Genomic DNA, 19,869 nt, shown 5'->3' on the forward strand with positions numbered 1-19,869 from the left:
CACCCTCCTCAGCGGTCGGCGTACTTGGCGTCCGCGCCCGGGTCGAGGGCCAGCCGGTAGCCGCGCTTGACCACGGTCTGGATGAGCTTGGGGGCGCCCAGGGCGGTGCGCAGCCGGGTCATCGCGGTCTCCACGGCGTGCTCGTCCGTGCCCGAGCCCGGCAGGGCCCGCAGCAGGTCGGCGCGGGAGACCACCCAGCCGGGGCGGGCGGCGAGGGTGCGCAGGAGCGACATCCCGGCGGGCGGGACGGGCCGCAGCTCGCCGTCGACCAGGACCGCGTGGCCGCGGATCTCCACCCGGCGCCCGGCGATCGGCAACGCCCTTGCCCGGGCGGGCAGTTCGCAGCAGAGCAGCTGGACCAGCGGCCCGAGCCGGAACCGCTCGGGCGCCACCGTCTTGATCCCGCGCGCCTGCAGCGGCAGCGCCGTGACCGGCCCGACGCAGGCGGCCAGCACATCGCGGTCGAGCGCCCGCAGCAGCTCGTCGAGCATCCCGCGCTCCTCGGCGCGGGAGAACAGGGACGCGGCGGCGGGGGCGCTGGTGAAGGTCACCGCGTCCAGTCCGCGCGCCACGGTGAGGTCGAGCAGCCGGTCGAGCGGGCCGAGGTCCTCGGGCGGCAGCCACCGGTAGACGGGCACCCCGACGACCTGGGCGCCGCCGGCCCGCAGCGCCTCCACGAAGCCGGGCAGCGGCTCCCCGTGCAGCTGGACGGCTATCCGGCGGCCCTCGACGCCCTGCTCCAGGAGCCGGTCCAGGACCTCGGCCATCGAGTCGGACGAGGGCGACCACTCCTCGGTGAGCCCCGCCGCCCGTATCGCGCCCTTCGCCTTCGGCCCGCGCGCGAGCAGCTCGGTGTCGCCGAGCCGGGCGAGCAGCGACTCGCCGAGCCCCCAGCCGTCGGCGGCCTCCACCCAGCCCCGGAAGCCGATCGCGGTGGTGGCCACGACGATGTGCGGCGGCTCGTCGATCAGCTCCTTGGTGGCCGAGAGCAGCTCGCTGTCGTTGGCGAGCGGCACGATCCGCAGGGCGGGCCCGTGCACCACCGCGGCGCCGCGGCGCTGAAGGAGCGCCCCCAGCTCCTCGGCGCGGCGCGCGGCGGTGACGCCGACCGTGAAACCGGCGAGGGGTCCGTGCTGTGTGTCGACCATGACTCTCCAACCGGGGTGGTGCGGCGGTTCGCACCGAGCCTGTCAACCCCGCGTGACAGGCCCGGTTCGCGCGCGTGTCCCCGGTGTTACGGCGAGGACGGCCGCGGCGCGCTCCCTGTGTCCTATTAGACCCCGTCAGACCTCGGCGTATACGGGCTCGGACGGTGCGGTCGCGGCGGCCGGACGGCGAAGGTACACCGCCCAAGTGGCCGTGAAGCAGACCGCGTAGAAGAGGAGGAAGGAGACGAAGGCGGCGGTTCCGGTGCCGTTGCTCAGGAACGACTGGCGGAAGGCGAGGTTGATCCCGAGCCCGCCGAGCGCGCCGACGGCGCCGATCAGCCCCATCGCGGCCCCGGAGAGCCGCCGCCCGTACGCGGCCGCGGCTTCTCCCGCCATGCCCTGGGAGACGGCCCTGGCCTGGAAGATCGCCGGGATCATCTTGTACGTGGAGCCGTTGCCGAGCCCGCTGAGCACGAAGAGCGAGATGAACCCGACGAGGAAGACGCCGAGCGACTTCTGTACGGATGTGAAGATCACGACGCCGGTGGCCAGGGACATCGCGGCGAACGTCCACAGCGTGATCCGCGCGCCCCCGAACCGGTCCGCGAACGCCCCGCCCACGGGCCGGATCAGCGAGCCGAGCAGCGGCCCGATGAAGGTGAGGGAGGCGGCCTGGAGCGGGGTGCGCCCGAACTGGGTCTGGAGGACGAGCCCGAAGGCGAAGCTGTACCCGATGAACGACCCGAAGGTCCCGATGTACAGCAGCGCCATGATCCATGTGTGCCGGTCGCGCACGGCCTCCAGGGCGGCCCCGGTGTCGTTCCTCACGGGCGCGAGGTTGTCCATCTTCAGCGCGGCGCCGATGGCGGCGGCGACGATGAGCGGCACGTACACACCGAGCACGATGCGCGGATGGGTGGCCCCGGCGGTCCCGATGACGAGCAGCCCGATGAGCTGCACGACGGGCACCCCGATGTTCCCGCCGCCCGCGTTGAGCCCGAGGGCCCACCCCTTCTTCCGCAACGGGAAGAAGGAGTTGATGTTGGTCATGGAGGAGGCGAAGTTGCCGCCGCCGATGCCGGCGAGGGCGGCGACGAGCATGAAGGTGGAGTACGAGGTGCCGGGCTCCATCACGACGTACGCGGCGATGGTCGGGACGAGCAGCGACAGGGCACTGAAGATGGTCCAGTTCCGGCCACCGAACTTGGCGACCGCGAAGGTGTACGGGATCCGCACGAGCGCCCCGACGAAGGTCGCCGTCGAGATCAGGAAGAACTTCCCCGCCGGGTCGACGTGGTACTTGGGCCCCATGAACAGGACCATCACCGACCACATGGTCCAGATGGAGAACCCGATGTGCTCGGAGAACACGGAGAACCAGAGGTTGCGCCGGGCGATCCGCTCCCCCGTCCGCTCCCAGAAGACCTCGTCCTCGGGATCCCACTCCTCGATCCAACGGCCGTTCATTGACGCCTCCCCGATCGACGGGCCCTGCTGACTGTGTGCTGACTGTTTCCGGACACCGACGGTAGGCAGGCCGGGTTTCACCCCCGTGCCGCCGCGTGACCGCCGGGCAACCTTGTGTTCACGGGGGAACGGATGGTGCGGTGAGGCCCGCCCCCGCGCGGCTGCGGCCGCAACTCTTCATGGCGGGGCGTGCGGGACGGAACAGGGGGGGTCCGCAGTCGCACAGCGGGGAGGGGCGCGGGCCGGGACAACGAGGAGGGGCCCGGACACATGGTCCGGGCCCCTCCTCGTTCTCTCACGCGCTCAGCGCTTCCCCCCTGCGGACCTGCCGTCCGGCCACAGTCTCGGGCTGCGCTTGGCGGCCACGTCCTCGACCCAGCCGAAGCTCAGGACGCACAGGCCGATCAGGGCCCAGGTGAAGGCGAGTACCGGCCAGGGGCTGTCCAGCAGCCACGGCACGCTCTCGCCCAGGGAGCCGACGCCCCACAGCCGGTCCCACATCGTCGCCGCGGCGAGGATGCACACGTTGTGCCACAGGTAGACCGTCACCGCGCGCGAGTTGAGCAGGGTGATCAGCCGGTCCCAACGGCGCAGCTTGGGCGGCCACTGCGACCACGACGGGCTGAAGTGGAGGAGCAGCAGGACGGCGCCGAACGACCAGAGGGCCTGGGCGAGCGGGATGCCGTCGAGCTCGTTCTCGCCGCCGAAGTCGTTCCGCATGGCCCACCAGAGGCCGACGCCCAGGATGAACGGGACCACCGCCGGGACGATGTACCGCGGCATACGGCTCAGGACGCCCTGCTGGTGGGCCATGCCCAGGACCCAGCAGGCGCCGAACGTGGAGAAGTCGGTGATCGCGGAGTCGACTCGCTCCGGCAGGTCGAAGCTGCCGAAGGTCAGGACCGCCGACAGCGCCAGCGGCGCCAGGATCGTCGTCCACGGCACCTTGCGCAGATAGCGCAGGATCAGCGGAGACAGCAGGACGTACCAGAGGTAGGCCCGCAGGTACCAGAGCGGCTCGGCGACGTTGCCCGCCCAGGAGCCGTCCAGGAAGCCGTGGATGCCGGGGAGGTCGGAGGCGTACGGGGGGTCGCTCAGCGGGACGATCCAGAACAGGAGGTGGCCCCACCACCAGCCGGGGTGGCCGTCCGCGTCCGGTCCCCAGCCCTGGGCGATCATGCCGGTGACGCCGATCGCGCCCAGCAGCCACATCGGCGGCAGCAGGCGCCGCATCCGGCTGCGGATGACCTGGGGCGCCGGGCGCTTGAGGGAGCGCCCCATGAGGTTGCCCGCGAGGGCGAACATGACGCCCATGGAGGGGAAGGCCAGCGGCAGCCAGGCCCAGCCCATGAGGTGGTAGAGGACGACACGGAACAGGGCCAGCGCCCTGAGCAGGTCGAAGTACCGGTCGCGGCCGGGCTTGGCGGGCGCGGGCGCCTCGGGCTTGTGGCGCAGGGCCGCCGCCGGCGGCGACAGGTAACGCGGCTCCCCTCCCGCGTGCTCGGCGTGGGGAGGCGCGCCCTGCTCGTTCGTTCCGTACGGGCCGGGCTGCGGCCAGGCGCCCGTGGGCTCGGTGGTGGTCATGCGACGGGCCTCCGGTCGACGTTCTCCTTGCTGCCTCGCTGCGTCGGGATGCCTCCCGGCGCCTCCACCGCACCCGTCCGCCGCAGCTTCTGCCACCGCAGCCGGCCGCCGGTGAGGGCGGTGATCCAGGACTGGAGGAGCACCACGTACATCAGCTGGCGGTAGAGGACCTGCTGGAGCGGGAGCGACACCAGGTGGGTGAGGCGTTCGCGGTCCAGGCGGAACGCGTAGGCCGCGCAGACCAGTTGGATCACCAGCACGCCCAGCCACGCCACCACGGTCTTCTGCGTCGGGCCGAAGACCAGGCCGTACAGGAGGAACACGTCGATCAGCGGGGCGAGGAGGGGGGCCAGGACCATGAAGAGCGAGACCAGGGGGAGGCCCACTCGGCCGAAGCGGCCCGACGGGCCGCGCTCGAAGACCGCGCGGCGGTGCTTCCAGATCGCCTGCATCGTGCCGTACGACCAGCGGTAGCGCTGCGACCAGAGCTGCTGTACGGACTCCGGCGCCTCGGTCCAGGCGCGCGCGTTCTCGGCGTACACGACCCGCCAGCCGTCGCGGTGCATCGCCATGGTGACATCGGTGTCCTCGGCGAGGGTGTCCTCGCTGATGCCGCCGACCCGCTCCAGGGCGGTGCGGCGGAAGGCACCGACCGCGCCCGGGATGGTCGGCATGCAGCCGAGCACGTCGTACATCCGGCGGTCCAGGTTGAAGCCCATCACGTACTCGATGTGCTGCCAGGCGCCGATGAGCGAGTCGCGGTTGCCCACCTTGGCGTTGCCCGCGACCGCGCCGACCCTCGGGTCGCCGAACGGCTGCACCAGCTCGCGTACGGTCGACGGCTCGAAGACGGTGTCGCCGTCCATCATCACGACGATGTCGTAACGGGCGTTCCTGATGCCGTTGTTGAGCGCCGACGGCTTGCCGCCGTTGGGCTGGCGGATCACCCGGACGTTCGGCAGCCGCATCGCCTCGACGATGTCCGCGGTGCCGTCGGTGGAACCGTCGTCGACGACGAGCACCTCGATGGGGTGGTCGCTGGCCATCAGCGAGCGCACGGTGTTGGCGATGCACTCGCGCTCGTTGTACGCGGGGACGATCACCGAGACCGGCTCGATGACCTCGGGGCCCCAGCGGAACCCGCGCGCCCGCACCTTGCGCGCGTGCAGGAACGACAGGATCAGCATCAGCCCGAACCGGGCGAAGACCAGCACGCCGATCACGGCGAGCCCGCCCACCAGGATGTCGGTGGTGTGCTCGGAGACCTGGACGGCGAAGACGAACGCCTTGCCCTTCCACAGGTCCATGCCGGTGACCGGGGTGTGCGCGCTCGGGGCGTTCAGGGCCTCGGTCAGATTCACGAACGTGTAGCCCTTGCCCTGGAGCTCGGGCAGGAAGGTGTCGAGCGCGGCCACCGTCTGCGAGCGGTCGCCGCCGGAGTCGTGCATCAGGACGATGGCGCCCTTGCCGTGCTTGGGCGTGGCGTTCTTGATGATCGTCCGGATGCCCGGGCGCTGCCAGTCCTCACTGTCCGTGGAGTCCAGCGCGGTGATGTACCCGCGGCTGCCCACGTACTTGATCACCGGCCAGTTCTCGTCGTCGATCGCGTCCGCGAACGACGAGTACGGCGGCCGGAAGAGGGAGGTGCGGATGCCGGCGGCGCCTTCGAGGGCCAGCTGGTTCTGCGCGAGCTCCCAGTCGATCCGGGCGTGCGACTGGTAGGAGAGGTCGGGGTGGTTGAAGGTGTGCAGGCCGACCTCGTGGCCCTCGTCGACCATCCGCTTGACCAGATCGGGGTAGCGGGCGGCGTTGGCGCCGGTGACGAAGAAGACGCCGTGCGCGTGGTACTTCTTCAGCTGGTCGAGCACCTTCGGGGTCCAGGTGGGGTCCGGGCCGTCGTCGAAGGTGAGCACCAGTTTGTGCTTGGGGATGTCGAGGCTGGTGGGCTTGCCCGTGCCCCGTGCGTCGATGACCGGGCCGCCGTCCAGGATGTGCTCGGGCACCGTGTCGGTGGAGGCGTCCGGGCGGATGCGGTGGTCGGCGAGTATCTCGTTGTGGACGTACCCGCGCAGCATCAGCATCGCGAAGAGCGCGACGAGGAAGAGCAGCGGCAGCAGATAGCGCATCGGCAGTCTGCGGCGTCTCGGCGTGCGCGGGGTCGTGGCGGAAGTCGTACGACGGATCGTACGGCGAGGGGCTTTCACGTGCTGGCTCCAGAGTGCGGAGTCGGCTTCGTCGACAGGCCCGTCGGGCTGCCGGACGGGCCGGTGGGGAGGCCGGGGCTCGCCGAGCGGCCGCCGGTCGGCTTCGCGCTCTGCGAGATGCCGGGGTGCGGGGTGGCGCCGGTGGGCTTGGCGGAGTTCTTCGTCCTGCCCGGCTTGGGGGTGCCGGTGGCCTTGGGCCGTGCGGAGGCGCCGGCCGAGGGGTGCGCCTTGCCCTTGTGGGCGCCGGGCTTGGTACCCGGGTGCGGGGCGCGGGAGTCGGTGGGGGCCGGAGTGACCTGGACCGTCTCCGTCTTCTTCTCCTTGGCGGCGGGGCCGGGTATGCCGAGCCAGGGCGCGCGGGAGCTGCCGCCGACGAGGCTGCCGACGAGCATCACCGCGTAGCAGGTGCATGCCAGGCCGAAGACCCAGCCGAGCCGGCGCAGGTTCTTGCCGCGGCGGCCGCTCTCGTCCACGAAGACGGGGCCGTCGACGTCGCCGGCGGCGACCGGCGCCTGCGCCAGGTCCTGAGCCGGGACGTGGACCCGGGCCTGGACCTGCGTCCGGTCCTGGCTCGGGAACTGGGGCTGCGCCTGGGTCCGGACGTGGTCCTGGGACCGGTCCGGTGCCTGGGGGCTGCCCGGCAGGCGTCCGGCGACGTTCAGTTCCATCGTGAAGTCGTCGAGCGGCCTACGGGGCTCCTCGAACGGGTTCAGGGGTCGCCCCTGAGGGGCATCTTTTCGCCAATTGTCCACTTTGCGTACGCACTTCCCCACTGGATGATTCGCGGGTTGCGCGCACTCCTCTAGCGGGCACTGCGTTACGGACCGGGTCCCCACCCGTTCCACGCACCCCCACTACCACACCGCACCCGGGGAATGAATGTAGCGCACGCCGCTGTGAGCCGTGTTCACGCGCCAAGTGTTGTTCCTCAACTGGAACACCAGAGGGGTATCAGTGGGACATGAGGGACAGATCCTCCTCCGGAAGCCAGCAATCAGGGGGCAGTTCAAGCCACCCGGCGGCCCGTCCCATCCGCCGGGCGACCTCCTGGAGAACCTCCAGGCCGGGGTGGTGCAGCCCCTTGCGCCACACCAGCGACACCGGTGACAGCGGTACGGGGCCGGTCAGCGGCCGCAGCACCATCCCGGGTATCTCCAGGAAGTCCGTGCTGGCCAGCACCGACCAGCCGCGCCCCAGCACCACCCGGGCGAACTCCTCCTTGCCGGAGATCTCGGGGAACGGGGCGGCCAGTTCCGCACCCCGCCCGGCGAAGAGCCGCACGGCCAGATCCGTCCACTCGGCGGTGGCCGGATTGCCCGCCCCGGCATACAGCGTCTCGCCCGCGAGAGCGTCCACCGGCACCTCCTCCAGACGGGCGAGGCGATGGCGCTCGGGGAGCAGCACCGCCATCCGCTCGTACCGGACGGGCTGGTGCGAGAGGCCCGCGAGCACCGACGGGCCGAGCCCGGCGACCCGGCCGAAGGAGACGTCGAGCCGCCCGGCCAGGATCTCGGCGGCGGCCCCGGTGAGCCCGCTCAGATAGCGCGCCACGAACTCCTGCCCGGCCGCCGCCTCGCGGGCCCCCACCAGCACCCGGTGGCCGGTGCCAACCGGGGCGCTGATGTCGACGAGCAGCGGCCGGGCCTCGGCCGCCCAGCCGTTGCGCAGCTCGTCGTGCGCGGCGAGGACCCGCCGCGCGTACGGCAGCAGCCGCGCGCCGTCGGCGGTGAGCTCCACCGCGCGCGTGGTCCGCACGAACAGCTCGGCGCCCAGGTCGCGTTCGAGCCGCCGCACGTCCCGGCTGAGCGCCTGCTGGGCGACGAAGAGCCGGGCGGCGGCCCGGGTGAAGTGCAGCTCCTCGGCGACGGCGGTGAAGGCGCGCAGCAGCCGGGGGTCGATGTCCTGGGTCACGGACGGCAGTCAACCGCACGGCCGCCGACAACAGAAGCCGCGCCTCGGCACATTGACAACACAAGCGCGTGAATGGCCCCTGATCAGGTGTTGGACGCCCGCGCCCGGCCCGGGCGAAGCTCGGCGCATGCCGCAACTGATGACCGTCTCGGGTACGACCCTGGTGCTCGCCGGGCCCGCTCCGTACGAACGCGAGCCCCGCGCTCCGAAGGTGCGACGGGCCACCCCCTACCGCCGTCTGTTCGCCGTCCCCGGCGCCCGCGCCTTCACCCTGGGCAACCTCATCGCCCGGCTGCCCATGGGCATGTTCAGCGTGAGCGCCGTGATCATGATCGCCGGGTCGCGCGGCTCGTACGCGCTGGCCGGGGCCGTCACCGCCACCGGCCTCGCCGCGACCGCCCTGGTCGCGCCCTGGACGGCCCGCCTCATCGACCGCCACGGCCAGGCCCGGGTCGCCGTGCCCGCCACCGCGCTCGCGGTCCTCGGCTCACTGGCGCTGCTGCTCTGCGTACGCCTGGACGCACCGGACTGGACCCTGTTCGCCGCGTACGCCGCGACCGCCACCACCCCGAACACCGGCGGTATGTCGCGGGCGCGCTGGGCGCACGTCCACCGGGGCGACCCGGCTGCCCTGCACACCGCCAACTCCTTCGAGCAGGCCGTGGACGAACTCTGCTTCATGCTGGGCCCGGTGGCCGCCGCGTTCCTGTGCACGGCCCTGTTCCCGGAGGCGGGCACGCTCACCGGCGCGGTGCTCCTGATGACGGGCGTGCTGATCTTCTCGGCCCAGCGCGCCACGGAACCCCCGGTGGCCCCGCGCACCACCGCCCGCTCCCCCCTGCGCTCCCCCGGCCTCGCCCCGCTGCTCGCCGTCTTCCTCGCCACGGGCGCGGTGTTCGGCTCGATGGAGGTGGTGACCCTGGCGTACGCGTCCGGGCTCGGCCACGGCCCGTCGGGCGGCGCGGTCCTCGCGCTCCAGGCGGCCGGTTCGGGCGCGGCGGGCCTGGTCTACGGCTCGGTGCGGCCCGCGCGTTCCGTCGCCCGGCGGCTGCTGCTGTGCGTCGGCGCGATGACGGCCCTGATGTGCCTGCCGCTACTGGCGGCCCGTACGGGCTCGCTCGCCGTCCTGGCCGGCGCCCTGCTGCTGGCGGGCGCGGCGACCGCGCCGACGATGGTCACCGGGATGACCCTGGTCCAGCGCCTCACCCCCGAGGGCCGACTGAACGAGGGGATGACGCTAGCGGTCACCGCGATCCTGGGCGGCATCGCGGCCGGCTCGGCCACGGGCGGCTGGCTCACCGACCACGCCTCGGCCCCGACGGCCTACCTCGCCCCGGTCTGCGCGGCGGCCCTCGCGCTGGCGGCCTGCGCGGCCGGTCCGGTACGGCGGCGGGCGTGAGCGCGTACGACGAAGGCCCGGCTGCTGATGCAGCCGGGCCTTCGCCTCACATGGGAATTGTGGAGATGGCGGGAATCGAACCCGCGTCCAACGGTGCGGAATCAGGGCTTCTCCGTGTGCAGTTCGCTGCGATTTTCTCAGCCCCGGAGATCACGCGAACAAGTCTCCGACGGGCTCAGTCACTGTTTGATTTCCTTCTGGGCCCCGTGACCGGGCTCAGAAGTTTAGATCCCTTGATGATGCCAGGATCCGGGTCGGGATCACCCCCGGGCTGACACTTCGCAAGTCGCTACTTAGGCAGCGAGGGCGAAGGAATCGCGCTTGGTGTTGGCGATTATTGGTTGCGACATATGGTTTACGAGATCATTGCCGCTTCCTCGACACGCTTCCCCTGCTTCGACATCCGCTGTCGAAACCGATCATCCCCATGTTTTGTTAACAATGTGCTCCACCCCGGGGGGCGGCGCTGAAGCCATGGTACGCGACGCGGACCGCGGCTCGCCAGGACATTTACGCCCGCTGCCGCCGCTTGGCCGCCGCGATCGCCCGGTTCGTCTCCCGGGTGTCCTGCTTCTCCCGCAGCGTCTGGCGCTTGTCGTACTCCTTCTTGCCCTTCGCCAGCGCGATCTCGATCTTCGCCCGGCCCTCCTTGAAGTACAGGACGAGGGGCACGATCGTGTGACCCGACTCCTGCGACTTGGACTCCAGCTTGTCGATCTCGGCGCGGTGCATCAGCAGCTTCCGCTTGCGCCGCGCGCTGTGGTTGGTCCAGGTGCCCTGGGCGTACTCCGGCACGTGGACGTTGTGCAGCCAGGCCTCGCCCCCGTCGATCTGCACGAACCCGTCGACCAGCGACGCCCGCCCCTGGCGCAGCGACTTCACCTCGGTACCGGTGAGCACGAGACCGCACTCGTAGGTGTCGATGATGGTGTAGTCGTGCCGCGCCTTCTTGTTCTGCGCGACGAGCTTGCGCCCGCTGCCCTTGTCCTTGTCTTTTGCCTTAGCCATAGTGCGGCCATTTTCGCACTACGACCGCCCCCCGAGGCCACTCAATACCGCCTGGGCCCGCTCCTGGGCCCGGTCGGTGACCGGTACGTCCGGGGTGATGCCCTTCCCGTCGACGCCGTGGCCCGCCGGGGTGCGGTAGTGGCCGACGGTCAGCTCGGCCACCGAGCCGTCCGGCAGCTCGGTCGGCATCTGGACCGAGCCCTTGCCGAAGGTGCGCGAGCCGACCGTGACGGCCCGGCCCCGGTCCTGGAGGGCGCCGGTCAGCAGCTCGGCCGCGCTCATGGTGCCGCTGTCGACCAGGACGACCAGGGGGCGGGCGGTGTCGCCGGACCGCTCCGCGTAGAGCGCGCGCTGGCGGCCGTGCACGTCGTACGTGGCGACCAGGCCGCCGTCGAGGAAGGCGGAGGCGGCCGAGGCGGCCTCGGTGACCAGGCCGCCGGTGTTGCCCCGAAGGTCGAGGAGGACGCCGGCGCCGCCGGGGGCCGCGCGGACCGCCGTCCGCACCCGCTCGCCCGATCCCTTGGTGAAGGCCGCGACCTTGATCATCACGTCGCCGCCGGGCAGCGCGCTCACCGTCACGGTCTCGGTGGTGAGCTCGGCCCGCCGCAGCGACTCGCTCCAGGTGCGCCCGCCGCGCTCCAGGCCCAGCACGACCCTGCTGCCCGGGGTGGCCCCGTCGCCGCGCAGCAGGGCGACGACCTCGGTGACCGGGAGGGCGTCGAGGGCGCGGCCGTCGATCGTACGGAGCCGGTCGCCCGCCCTGATCCCGGCGCGGGCGGCCGGGCCGCCGGGCTGGAGGCGGGTCACCTCGACGCGGCCGTCGGCGGTGCGCCGGGCCCATAGTCCGACGCCCGTGTACCGGCCGTCGAGGGCGTCCTCGAACTGCTCGTACGCGGTCGGGTCGTACACCGCGCCCCAGCGGTCGCCGCTGCGGCTGACGGCCTCGGCGGCCGCCTGGCTCACCGACTTGCCGTCGGCCACCGCATCGGCGGCGGCCCGGGCCACGTCCGCGCCGCGGTCGCGGGGCCCGGTGGCGGAGGCGGGCAGCGCGTGCAGCGGGGTGCGGCGCTCCTCGGCCTGCGGCAGCGAACCGGTCACCGCGGCGGTCGCCAGGACCGAGACGAAGACCAATGTCAGAGTCGCCCCGCGGCGCACTCCACGGGACCTGGGACAGCTGTCCGGACCTGACATGGCGTCGAGTCTAGGACAACGCGAGGGCGCCGCAGGGGCTGTTGCTCCTACGGCGCCCGGGGCGCATCTCACACGGTGAAGCGCCCGCGTCACACCTTCAGGTACTTGCGCAGCGCGAAGAACGCGGCAAGGGCGGGCATCAGCACACTCGCCGCGAGCACCAGCGGCAGCTTGGCGAGGACCGCGTCCCAGCCGATGAAGTTGATCAGGTTCAGCTTGTGCGACAGGTCGAGGCCGTGGTCGATCATGAAGTAGCGGCCGACGATCAGCATGCCGGAGGCGGCGATTCCGCCGAGCACGCCGGCGAACGCGGCCTCCATGATGAACGGCGCCTGGATGTAGAAGCTCGACGCACCCACTAGGCGCATGATGCCGGTCTCGCGCCGTCTGCTGAACGCGGAGACCCGGACCGTGTTGACGATCAGCATCAGCGCCACGACCAGCATCACCGCCATGACCAGCACCGCGGCCACGTTCATGCCGCCGAGCAGGCTGAACAGGTTCTCCAGGATGCCCTTCTGGTCCTGGACGGACTGCACGCCGTCGCGCCCGGCGAAGGCGGTGGCGACCACCTTGAACTTCTCCGGGTCCTTGAGCTTGACCCGGAACGACTCCTGCATCTGGTCCGGCGTGATCGAACCGGCCATCGGCGAGTCGCCGAACTGCTCCTTGTAGTGCTTGAACGCCTCGTCGGCCGACTCGTAGGTCACCGTCTGGACGATGTCCAGCTTCTTCAGGTCGCCCTCGATGTCCTTCTTCTGCTGGGCGGTGACGGCGCCCTTGGAGCACTTGGCGACGGACTCGGCGTCGGCCTTGTTGCAGAGGAAGATCGAGACGTTGACCTTGTCGTACCAGTAGCCCTTCATGTTGTTGACCTGGTCCCGCATCAGCAGCGAACCGCCGAACAGGGCCAGGGACAGGGCCACGGAGACGATGACGGCGAACGTCATGGTCAGGTTGCGGCGGAGACCGACGCCGATCTCCGAGAGTACGAACTGCGCGCGCATGGCGACTGGTTAAGCCTTTCCGTGCTTTACGGGCTCGATGCTCAGCGCATCAATGCTGGTAGCCGTAGACGCCGCGCGCCTGGTCACGTACGAGACGGCCCTTTTCGAGCTCGATAACACGCTTGCGCATCTGGTCGACGATGTTCTGGTCGTGGGTCGCCATGATCACGGTCGTCCCGGTCCGGTTGATCCGGTCCAGGAGCTTCATGATGCCCACGGAGGTCTGCGGGTCCAGGTTGCCGGTCGGCTCGTCCGCGATCAGCAGCATCGGCCGGTTGACGAAGGCCCGCGCGATGGCGACGCGCTGCTGCTCACCGCCGGAGAGCTCGCCCGGGCGGCGGTCCTCCTTGCCCCCGAGCCCGACGAGGTCGAGCACCTGGGGCACGGCCTTCCTGATCTCCCCGCGCGGCTTGCCGATGACCTCCTGGGCGAAGGCGACGTTCTCGGCCACGGTCTTGTTGGGGAGCAGCCGGAAGTCCTGGAAGACGGTTCCGAGCTGGCGCCGCATGTGCGGCACCTTCCAGTTGGAGAGCCGGGCCAGGTCCTTGCCGAGCACGTGCACCTGCCCTTGGCTGGCGCGCTCCTCGCGCAGGATGAGCCGGAGGAAGGTCGACTTGCCGGAGCCGGACGAACCGACCAGGAAGACGAACTCACCCTTCTCGATGTCGAGGGAGACGTCCCGCAGAGCGGGATGGCTCTGCTTGGGATATGTCTTGGAGACGTTGTCGAATCGGATCACGGTGCACCACGGTCGCCGGGAATAGGTGTGCGTGACACTACGCGAACCGGCCTGGGCCGTGCAGGCACCGTCCGAGGATGTTCCGGGGATGCGCCTTATGTCCCGTTGACGGGGGGCCGTGGACCCCCCACGAGCCCCTGCAAGGGGGCAGAATCCGGCGGGGCGCGCCGAAACGCGCGCGAGCTGGCACAGTGGTAGGGGGAACGGTTGCGTTTCCCTGAGCGTTGTGCGGAGCAGTAGGTGCATACGGCGGCTCCGCCGCGCGGGAGGAGGAAAGCGCATGACCTATGACCGATTGGTGTGCGCGAACTGCGCGGCGCCGGTCAGCGAGGGCCGCTGCCCCGTCTGCCGGGCCAGCCGCGCGCGGCTGCAGCAGGAAGGCCCCTGGGGCGGTCTGAGCCCGGCGGCGCTGGTGACGCTGCTCGTGGTGCTCGTGGCCGCGGTGGCCCTGCTGGCCCACCAGACCGTGTGACGACGTAGAACGACGTGGGGCCCGGGGTGCAGGTGCACCCCGGGCCCCACGTCGTTCTGATCCGCTACTGATCCACTACGGATCCGACCGGCTGTCCGATCAGGCGGCGGTACGGCCGCCGACCAGGCGCGGCATGAACCGGAAGCCGATGCCACCGGCGATCATCGTCGCGGCACCGAGCAGCAGGAACGTGGTCTCGCCCGCACCGGTCTCGGCGAGCTCCTCCTTGGCCTTGCCCTGCTCGACCGGCTTCGAGCTGACGTTGTCCGTGTCGGTGTTGTCCGGGCACTGGGCGCCGTCCAGCGAGACGGTGCAGGTGCCGCCGCCGGTGCTGCCACCGGTGCTGCCGGAGCCGCCCGTGGCGGAGGAGCCGCCGGTCGAGGAGCCCCCGGTGGAGGACCCGCCGGTGGAGCTGCCGCCGGTGGCGGTGGTGCCGCCGGTGCCCGTGGTGCCACCGGTGGACGAGGAACCGCCCGAGGTGGTGGTGGAGCCGCCGGTGGCCGAGCCGCCCGTGGTGCTGGAGCCGCCCGTGGAGGACGAGCCACCGGTGGACGAGGAACCGCCCGAGGTGGTGGTGGAGCCGCCGGTGGCCGAGCCGCCCGTGGTGCTGGAGCCGCCCGTGCTGGACGAACCGCCCGTGGAGGACGAGCCGCCGGTGGACGAGGAGCCGCCCGTGCTGCCGCCGCTGGTGTCGGCACCGCCGATGCCACCGGTCGACGAGGTCGAACCGCCGGTGGACGAGCTGCCACCGGTCGAGCTCGTCTCGCCCGTGGTGCTGGTGCCGCCGGTGGACGAGCTGCCGCCCGTCGACGACGTCTCACCCGTGGTGCTGGTGCCGCCCGTGGAGGACGAACCCCCGGTGGACGAGGAACCGCCCGTGTCGGCGCCGCCGATGCCACCGACCGTGCCGGTGCCGCCGTCGGACTCGCCCTGGACGCCGAGGCCGACGTCCACACCGCTCTTGTCGGCCTCGGCCTTGGCGCTGATGCCGCCGATGTTGACATCGACACCGACGGCCTGAGCCGCCCCCGCGGCGGTCAGGGACGCGCCTGCCGCGATCACCGCGCCCGCGGCTATCCGTGCAACGCGGACCCGCGTCATTTTCGTCATCTGCCTGCTACCCCCAGTAGCTCAATCGTCATGGAGCAGCGCCCAGGGGCCGCGGGACCGGGGAGCCGATTTCCGTCGCCCCCGTCACACGCGCCCCGGAAATACGCATGCCGCGCGTCACCCTTCCGCACTCCTGAGAATCGCGTCAAGGCCGTTGCGCACGGAATGCCGGGATTGCGGCGACTTGCCCGTCGTACGGGGTTGCGACTGTGACGTAAAAAGGGAACTGCCGCTCAATAAACGGCAGTTCCCTTGTCGACAAAGCCCCGAAAGGGCCGTCGGTTACTTCTCCTGCTGCTTGCGCCAGCGAATTCCGGCTTCCAGGAAACCGTCGATCTCGCCGTCAAGGACCGCCTGCGGGTTGCCGACCTCGAACTCGGTGCGCAGATCCTTGACCATCTGGTACGGGTGCAGGACGTAGGAGCGCATCTGGTTGCCCCAGGAGCTGCCGCCGTCCTTGAGGGCGTCCATCCTGGCCTGCTCCTCCTGGCGGCGGCGCTCAAGCAGCTTGGCCTGGAGGACGTTCATGGCGCTGGCCTTGTTCTGGATCTGCGAGCGCTCGTTCTGACAGGAGACCACGATGCCGGTCGGCAGGTGCGTGATGCGCACGGCCGAGTCGGTGGTGTTGACGCCCTGGCCGCCGGGGCCGGAGGCGCGGTACACGTCGACGCGCAGCTCGGACTCGTCGATCTCGACGTGGTCGCTGGTCTCGACGACCGGCAGCACCTCGACGCCCGCGAAGGACGTCTGGCGGCGGCCCTGGTTGTCGAACGGCGAGATGCGCACCAGACGGTGGGTGCCCTGCTCGACGGAGAGCGTTCCGTACGCGTACGGCGCCTTCACCACGAAGGTGGTCGACTTGATGCCGGCCTCTTCCGCGTACGACGTCTCGTAGACCTCGGTCGGGTAGCCGTGGCGCTCGGCCCAGCGCAGGTACATGCGCTGGAGGCGCTCGGCGAAGTCGGAGGCGTCGACGCCGCCGGCCTCGGCACGGATGTTGACCAGCGCCTCGCGCTCGGCGTACTCGCCGGACAGGAGGGTGCGGACCTCCATCTCGTCCAGCGCCTTGCGGACGGAGACGAGCTCGGCCTCGGCCTCGGCCAGGGTGTCCGCGTCGTCCATCTCCTGCGCGAGCTCGAAGAGCACCGCGAGGTCGTCGATACGGCCGCGCAGGGTCTCGGTCTTGCGGACCTCCGCCTGGAGGTGCGAAAGCTTGCTCGTGATCTTCTGAGCCGCCTCCGGGTCGTCCCACAGGGACGGCGCGGCGGCCTGCTCCTCGAGCACGGCGATATCTGCCCTCAGCTTGTCGAGGTCCAGGACGGCCTCGATCGACCCCATGGTCGAGGAGAGGGACTTCAGCTCTTCGGATACATCGACGACTGCCACGGGTCCAGCGTAACGGCTGTGCGCAAGGACGTTTCCCCGGTGCCGTGCCAGGGGCGCCGGGCCCGGGTCTACGGGGGCGTCGGCGCCGAGTGCTTGGAGTCCTGCGGGGGCTTGTCGTCGCCGCCCGAGGCCACCAGCCAGCCGCCGACCGCCACCGCCGCCGTCAGGGCGACCGCCGAGGCGCCCAGGATCACGCGGCGTCTGCGGAGCTGGTCGGCGCGGTGGCGGGCCGAGCCGGGGCGGGGGGTGCCCGACGGGCGGGGGGCGCGGGCCGTGCCGAGGGGGCCGCCCGCCAGTTCGTCGGGGCCGGGGACGCGCATGCTGGTGTGGGTGTCGCGGTTGGAGTCCAGGGGGGCGCCCGGCACCAGCGGCACCGCGCCCCGGCGGGGCCTGACGGAGGGCGAGGCGGGCTCCTCGTACACCGGCTCCTCGGGCTCCTCGGCGTCCGGCTCGTCCACGTCCAGCGGCGGCATCCCCGCCACCAGCGGCAGCAGCTCGCGCAGCCGGACGGAGAGCTCGGAGGCGCGCAGCCGGGAGGCCGGGGCCTTGGCGAGGCACTGGACGACCAGCTGCCAGAGCTCGTCGGGGATGCCCGGCAGCGGCACCACGGTCTCGGTGACATGGCGGCGCAGGACCGCGCCGGGGTGGCCGCCGCCGAACGGCGTGAAGCCCGCCAGGAGCTCGTACAGGACCGTCGCCAGGGCGTAGATGTCCACCGCCGCCCGGGGCGGGAGGCCCTCGACGATCTCGGGGGCCAGATAGTCGGGCGTGCCGATGATGCGGGTGGCCTTGGTGCGGCGCGGGGTGTCGATCAGCTTGGCCACACCGAAGTCGGTGAGGAGGGCCGGGTGCGAGCCGCCGGGGCCGAGCGGGCCCTGCATGTCCAGGAGGATGTTCTCGGGCTTGACGTCGCGGTGCACGACTCCGGCCGCGTGGGCCGCGGCGAGGCCGTCGGCCACGTCCGCGACGATCGCCACCGCCGCCTCGGGGGCGAGCCGGCGCTCGCGGTCGAGCCGGGTGCGTACGTCCGTGCCCCGCACCAGGTCCATGACCAGGGCGAGGTCGTTGCCGTCGACGACGAGGTCGCGCACGCCGACGACGTTGGGGTGGTCGAGGCCGAGCAGCGCGGTGCGCTCCTGGACGAAGCGGCCGACCAGCTCCTGGTCGGCGGCGAGGTCCTCGCGCAGCAGCTTGATGGCGACGGGCCCGTCGGGCCCCTCACCTAGCCACACCGTGCCGGCGCTGCCCCGCCCCAGGATCTGGTGGGCGGTGTACCGGCTGCCGATATTCCGTGCCAAGACTGCTCCCTCAGCGGCTGGCTGTGCACGCCGAGGCTACGCGGCCAGAAGGGCAACCTTCACTTCCGAGGGGGAAATCACCCCCTGGAAGTCGACAAATCCACGAAGTCGGGGTGGCGCGGGCCTCAGTCGCCGCTCACTTGCCGCCCCGTCGCCACTCCGTCGCCGCTCAGTTGCCGTTGAGCTTGCCGAGCCAGCCCGAGACCTTGTCGGCCGCGTCGCCGATGGCCTGCCAGTAGCTCTTGCCCTCGGCCACCCAGTCCTGAAGCGGGGTCAGCTCCCAGATCAGCCAGCCCGCCACGAACAGCAGGACGAGCGTGAACAGGCAGCCCTTGAGGCAGCCGAGCCCCGGGATCCGCATCGGGTTGGCGCTGCGGCGCGGCTCGCGGGGCGCGGGGGCCTGCGGCTGCTGCGGCTGGGGTGCCTGCGGCGGCGCGTACTGCTGACGCTGCTGGTGCTGGGGCGGCGGCGCGTACTGCTGGTGCTGCGGGGGCTGCGCGTACGGCTGGGGCTGCTGCGGCTGCCGGTACTGCTGAGGCTGCTGCGGGGCGTACTGCTGGGGCCGCTGCTGCTGTTGCGGGTGGGGCTGCTGCGCCTGGCGGTGCGGGCGGCGGCGCAGCGGGTCCTGCTCCGGGTCCAGGTACTGGACCTGCGTCTGCTCGTTGCGGTCGCGGGCCGCCTGGAGCTGGGACTGCCAGGGGTGCGGCTGCTCGGGCTGCTGCTGGTCGGGGCCGCCCTGGCCGTACTGGCCCTGCGGCACCGGCGGCAGCACGGCCGTCGGGTCGGCCGCGCCCCGGTTGGGCAGGACGGCGGTCGGGTCGGCGGCGCCGGGCGTGTTCGGCAGGTACGAGGTCGCCGCATTCGGGTCGTACGAGCCCGCGTTGCTCGGCAGCACCTGCGTCGGGTCGGCGGCGCCGGGCGTCTCGGGGACGGGCGCGGGCGCCGGGTCGGGCGCGAGCAGCGCGCCGACGCCGTCGGCCGCCTCGACCTGGGCCGGGCTGGAGTGCACCCCGATGCCGTCGGCCACGACGCGCAGGGCGCGCGCGAGGTTCTCGGCGCTCGGCCGCTCGTCCGGGTTCTTGCGCAGACAGCGCTCGATGACCGTCCACAGCGGGCCGGGCACGGTCGTGGGGCGGCGCGGCTCCTCGCTCAGATGCCGGTGCAGCACCTCCAGAGCCGTCCCGCCCGCGAACGGCGGACGCCCGGTGACCAGCTCGTACATCAGGATTCCGGCGCCGTAGACGTCGACGGCGGAGGTCTGCGGGCGGCCCTCGGCGGACTCCGGCGCCACATACGCGGGCGTGCCCACGAACTCGTGCGTACGGGTCAGGCCCGGGGAGTCCGCCAGGCGCGCGATGCCGAAGTCGGTGAGCATCGGGTGCATGGCGCCGTCACGCTCGTCCAGCAGGACGTTGGCGGGCTTCAGATCGCGGTGGACGACGCCGTCGGCGTGGCTGGCGGCGAGCGCGTCGGCGATCTGGGCGGTGAGCAGGGAGGCGGCGACCGGGGTCAGCGGGCCGTTCTCGCGCAGATAGCGGTGCAGGTCGGGGCCGTCGACCAGGTCCATGACCAGGGCGAGCAGATCGCCCTCGACGACGAGGTCGCGGGTGCGCACGATGTTGGGGTGCGTCAGGCGCAGCAGCACCGACCGCTCGCGCAGGAACCGCATCACGACGTCGGCGTCGTTGGCCAGCTCCTCCTTGAGGACCTTGATCGCGACGGTCTCGCCGGGCTGGCCGGCCACGGCCGCCTCGGCGCCCGCCGCTTCACGCTGGCGGGCGCGCCAGACGGTGCCCGTGGCACCGCGTCCGAGCGGCTCCACGAGCAAGTACTTGCTGCCTACCGGCCGCACGTCATGCGCTCCCTGCTGGTCTGGCTGGATCCGGGTCTCTTCGGGTGTCCCCCGAGCCGCCCACTGTAGTGCCGCCGACTGTCACGACGGCCG

General features: G+C 71.7%; 16 protein-coding genes and 1 other RNA gene. 2 read left to right on the forward strand and 15 right to left on the reverse strand.

All coding sequences use genetic code 11. The features are described from left to right. Window positions 1-8 precede the first annotated feature (8 nt). The 6 genes from BX283_RS17555 to BX283_RS17580 all read right to left on the reverse strand — a co-directional run bounded on the left by BX283_RS17555 (window position 9) and on the right by BX283_RS17580 (window position 8,314). Complete coding sequence (locus BX283_RS17555; RefSeq protein ID WP_101388528.1) at window positions 9-1,148, reverse strand: uroporphyrinogen-III synthase; 1,140 nt, start codon at window positions 1,146-1,148, stop codon at window positions 9-11. Between the two features lie 135 nt (window positions 1,149-1,283). Continuing rightward, entirely contained in the window at window positions 1,284-2,615 is a 1,332-nt protein-coding gene (locus BX283_RS17560) for a NarK/NasA family nitrate transporter (protein WP_101388529.1), read from the reverse strand. A 303-nt stretch (window positions 2,616-2,918) separates the two neighbouring features. Then, window positions 2,919-4,199, reverse strand: a complete 1,281-nt coding sequence (locus BX283_RS17565) for an acyltransferase (protein WP_101388530.1) — start codon at window positions 4,197-4,199, stop codon at window positions 2,919-2,921. Next, window positions 4,196-6,325: a bifunctional polysaccharide deacetylase/glycosyltransferase family 2 protein gene (locus BX283_RS17570; RefSeq protein WP_101388531.1), complete on the reverse strand. Its 2,130-nt coding sequence runs from the start codon at window positions 6,323-6,325 to the stop codon at window positions 4,196-4,198. The genes BX283_RS17565 and BX283_RS17570 overlap by 4 nt, the downstream gene beginning before the upstream one ends. Window positions 6,326-6,399: 74 nt before the next feature. After that, complete coding sequence (locus BX283_RS17575; protein ID WP_101388532.1) at window positions 6,400-7,071, reverse strand: hypothetical protein; 672 nt, start codon at window positions 7,069-7,071, stop codon at window positions 6,400-6,402. Window positions 7,072-7,354: 283 nt separating this feature from the next. Continuing rightward, window positions 7,355-8,314, reverse strand: a complete 960-nt coding sequence (locus tag BX283_RS17580; RefSeq protein WP_101388533.1) for a LysR family transcriptional regulator — start codon at window positions 8,312-8,314, stop codon at window positions 7,355-7,357. A 127-nt stretch (window positions 8,315-8,441) separates the two neighbouring features. Between BX283_RS17580 and BX283_RS17585 the strand changes: the two genes are divergently transcribed. Beyond that, complete coding sequence (locus tag BX283_RS17585) at window positions 8,442-9,713, forward strand: MFS transporter (RefSeq protein ID WP_257583025.1); 1,272 nt, start codon at window positions 8,442-8,444, stop codon at window positions 9,711-9,713. Window positions 9,714-9,770: 57 nt separating this feature from the next. Here the strand turns inward: BX283_RS17585 and ssrA are convergent. From ssrA to ftsE, 5 genes are all read right to left on the reverse strand, one after another. After that, window positions 9,771-10,140: a transfer-messenger RNA gene (gene ssrA / locus BX283_RS17590) on the reverse strand. A gap of 83 nt (window positions 10,141-10,223) precedes the next feature. Continuing rightward, entirely contained in the window at window positions 10,224-10,721 is a 498-nt protein-coding gene (gene smpB / locus BX283_RS17595; protein ID WP_101388534.1) for an SsrA-binding protein SmpB, read from the reverse strand. A gap of 18 nt (window positions 10,722-10,739) precedes the next feature. Continuing rightward, window positions 10,740-11,912 carry a S41 family peptidase gene (locus tag BX283_RS17600; RefSeq protein WP_101388535.1) on the reverse strand — a complete coding sequence of 391 codons (1,173 nt, stop codon included), beginning with the start codon at window positions 11,910-11,912 and terminating at the stop codon, window positions 10,740-10,742. An 89-nt stretch (window positions 11,913-12,001) separates the two neighbouring features. Beyond that, window positions 12,002-12,919, reverse strand: a complete 918-nt coding sequence (ftsX, locus tag BX283_RS17605; RefSeq protein WP_101388536.1) for a permease-like cell division protein FtsX — start codon at window positions 12,917-12,919, stop codon at window positions 12,002-12,004. A 49-nt stretch (window positions 12,920-12,968) separates the two neighbouring features. Continuing rightward, entirely contained in the window at window positions 12,969-13,658 is a 690-nt protein-coding gene (gene ftsE / locus BX283_RS17610; RefSeq protein ID WP_101388537.1) for a cell division ATP-binding protein FtsE, read from the reverse strand. A gap of 280 nt (window positions 13,659-13,938) precedes the next feature. Here ftsE and BX283_RS17615 point away from each other — a divergent pair, with 280 nt between their 5' ends. Next, the gene (locus BX283_RS17615; RefSeq protein ID WP_101388538.1) at window positions 13,939-14,130 is read left to right on the forward strand and encodes a hypothetical protein; all 192 of its coding nucleotides are present in this window, start codon (window positions 13,939-13,941) and stop codon (window positions 14,128-14,130) included. Window positions 14,131-14,229: 99 nt separating this feature from the next. Here the strand turns inward: BX283_RS17615 and BX283_RS17620 are convergent, their stop codons facing one another. The 4 genes from BX283_RS17620 to BX283_RS17635 all read right to left on the reverse strand — a co-directional run bounded on the left by BX283_RS17620 (window position 14,230) and on the right by BX283_RS17635 (window position 19,776). Beyond that, window positions 14,230-15,240, reverse strand: a complete 1,011-nt coding sequence (locus tag BX283_RS17620; RefSeq protein WP_143676433.1) for a hypothetical protein — start codon at window positions 15,238-15,240, stop codon at window positions 14,230-14,232. 282 nt (window positions 15,241-15,522) lie between these two features. Further along, window positions 15,523-16,626 carry a peptide chain release factor 2 gene (gene prfB / locus BX283_RS17625; protein ID WP_101388540.1) on the reverse strand — a complete coding sequence of 368 codons (1,104 nt, stop codon included), beginning with the start codon at window positions 16,624-16,626 and terminating at the stop codon, window positions 15,523-15,525. Between the two features lie 68 nt (window positions 16,627-16,694). Next, window positions 16,695-17,924, reverse strand: coding sequence for a serine/threonine-protein kinase (locus BX283_RS17630; protein ID WP_101388541.1), 1,230 nt, complete (start codon window positions 17,922-17,924; stop codon window positions 16,695-16,697). A gap of 169 nt (window positions 17,925-18,093) precedes the next feature. Next, window positions 18,094-19,776, reverse strand: coding sequence for a serine/threonine-protein kinase (locus BX283_RS17635; RefSeq protein ID WP_101388542.1), 1,683 nt, complete (start codon window positions 19,774-19,776; stop codon window positions 18,094-18,096). Window positions 19,777-19,869: the final 93 nt, after the last annotated feature.

This window comes from Streptomyces sp. TLI_146 (assembly GCF_002846415.1).
In the GTDB taxonomy this organism is placed as follows: Bacteria; Actinomycetota; Actinomycetes; order Streptomycetales; family Streptomycetaceae; genus Streptomyces.